This is a genomic window from Pseudomonas sp. 10S5, assembly GCF_035019745.1.
GTDB lineage: Bacteria > Pseudomonadota > Gammaproteobacteria > Pseudomonadales > Pseudomonadaceae > Aquipseudomonas.
Genome location: NZ_JASJVL010000040.1, coordinates 1 through 2,660 on the forward strand (window position 1 = coordinate 1; position 2,660 = coordinate 2,660).

Annotated in this window: 2 rRNA genes; both read left to right on the forward strand. The window is 52.2% G+C overall.

The features are described 5' to 3' along the window. Positions 1-2,355: ribosomal RNA gene (locus tag QN378_RS23255) — 23S ribosomal RNA — on the forward strand; the annotation flags it as partial. Between the two features lie 144 nt (positions 2,356-2,499). Continuing rightward, positions 2,500-2,615, forward strand: a 5S ribosomal RNA gene (rrf, locus tag QN378_RS23260). Positions 2,616-2,660: the final 45 nt, after the last annotated feature.

Genomic DNA, 2,660 nt, shown 5'->3' on the forward strand with positions numbered 1-2,660 from the left:
TTGTTGGGTGACTGCGTACCTTTTGTATAATGGGTCAGCGACTTATTTTCAGTGGCGAGCTTAACCGAATAGGGGAGGCGTAGCGAAAGCGAGTCTTAATAGGGCGTCTAGTCGCTGGGAATAGACCCGAAACCGGGCGATCTATCCATGGGCAGGTTGAAGGTTGGGTAACACTAACTGGAGGACCGAACCGACTACCGTTGAAAAGTTAGCGGATGACCTGTGGATCGGAGTGAAAGGCTAATCAAGCTCGGAGATAGCTGGTTCTCCTCGAAAGCTATTTAGGTAGCGCCTCATGTATCACTGTAGGGGGTAGAGCACTGTTTCGGCTAGGGGATCATCCCGATTTACCAACCCGATGCAAACTCCGAATACCTACAAGTGCCGAGCATGGGAGACACACGGCGGGTGCTAACGTCCGTCGTGAAAAGGGAAACAACCCAGACCGTCAGCTAAGGTCCCAAAGTCATGGTTAAGTGGGAAACGATGTGGGAAGGCTTAGACAGCTAGGAGGTTGGCTTAGAAGCAGCCACCCTTTAAAGAAAGCGTAATAGCTCACTAGTCGAGTCGGCCTGCGCGGAAGATGTAACGGGGCTCAAACCATGCACCGAAGCTACGGGTATCACTTAGGTGATGCGGTAGAGGAGCGTTCTGTAAGCCTGTGAAGGTGAGTTGAGAAGCTTGCTGGAGGTATCAGAAGTGCGAATGCTGACATGAGTAACGATAATGGGTGTGAAAAACACCCACGCCGAAAGACCAAGGTTTCCTGCGCAACGTTAATCGACGCAGGGTTAGTCGGTCCCTAAGGCGAGGCTGAAAAGCGTAGTCGATGGAAAACAGGTTAATATTCCTGTACTTCTGGTTATTGCGATGGAGGGACGGAGAAGGCTAGGCCAGCTTGGCGTTGGTAGTCCAAGTTTAAGGTGGTAGGCTGGAATCTTAGGTAAATCCGGGATTCTAAGGCCGAGAGCTGATGACGAGTGTGCTTAGGCACATGAAGTGGTTGATGCCATGCTTCCAAGAAAAGCTTCTAAGCTTCAGGTAACCAGGAACCGTACCCCAAACCGACACAGGTGGTTGGGTAGAGAATACCAAGGCGCTTGAGAGAACTCGGGTGAAGGAACTAGGCAAAATGGCACCGTAACTTCGGGAGAAGGTGCGCCGGTGAGGGTGAAGCATTTACTGCGTAAGCCCACGCCGGTCGAAGATACCAGGCCGCTGCGACTGTTTATTAAAAACACAGCACTCTGCAAACACGAAAGTGGACGTATAGGGTGTGACGCCTGCCCGGTGCCGGAAGGTTAATTGATGGGGTTAGCTAACGCGAAGCTCTTGATCGAAGCCCCGGTAAACGGCGGCCGTAACTATAACGGTCCTAAGGTAGCGAAATTCCTTGTCGGGTAAGTTCCGACCTGCACGAATGGCGTAACGATGGCGGCGCTGTCTCCACCCGAGACTCAGTGAAATTGAAATCGCTGTGAAGATGCAGTGTATCCGCGGCTAGACGGAAAGACCCCGTGAACCTTTACTATAGCTTTGCACTGGACTTTGAATTTGCTTGTGTAGGATAGGTGGGAGGCTTTGAAGCGTGGACGCCAGTCTGCGTGGAGCCAACCTTGAAATACCACCCTGGCAACTTTGAGGTTCTAACTCAGGTCCGTTATCCGGATCGAGGACAGTGTATGGTGGGTAGTTTGACTGGGGCGGTCTCCTCCTAAAGAGTAACGGAGGAGTACGAAGGTGCGCTCAGACCGGTCGGAAATCGGTCGTAGAGTATAAAGGCAAAAGCGCGCTTGACTGCGAGACAGACACGTCGAGCAGGTACGAAAGTAGGTCTTAGTGATCCGGTGGTTCTGTATGGAAGGGCCATCGCTCAACGGATAAAAGGTACTCCGGGGATAACAGGCTGATACCGCCCAAGAGTTCATATCGACGGCGGTGTTTGGCACCTCGATGTCGGCTCATCACATCCTGGGGCTGAAGCCGGTCCCAAGGGTATGGCTGTTCGCCATTTAAAGTGGTACGCGAGCTGGGTTTAGAACGTCGTGAGACAGTTCGGTCCCTATCTGCCGTGGACGTTTGAGATTTGAGAGGGGCTGCTCCTAGTACGAGAGGACCGGAGTGGACGAACCTCTGGTGTTCCGGTTGTCACGCCAGTGGCATTGCCGGGTAGCTATGTTCGGAATAGATAACCGCTGAAAGCATCTAAGCGGGAAACTAGCCTCAAGATGAGATCTCACTGGGACCTTGAGTCCCCTGAAGGGCCGTCGAAGACTACGACGTTGATAGGTGGGGTGTGTAAGTGCTGTGAGGCATTGAGCTAACCCATACTAATTGCCCGTGAGGCTTGACCATATAACACCCAAGCAATTTGCGATGAAGCAGATTGAGGTGTGTGAAGACGACACAACCGAAAATTGGCAAACCCACAGATCTATCACATCCCCATTCGCTGAACCGGGCGTCCTGAAAGGGATACGCGGGTCGGCTACTGAATTTCTTGACGACCATAGAGCATTGGAACCACCTGATCCCATCCCGAACTCAGTAGTGAAACGATGCATCGCCGATGGTAGTGTGGGGTTTCCCCATGTGAGAGTAGGTCATCGTCAAGATTAAATTCCAGAACCCCTGATCGCTTACGCGTTCAGGGGTTTTGT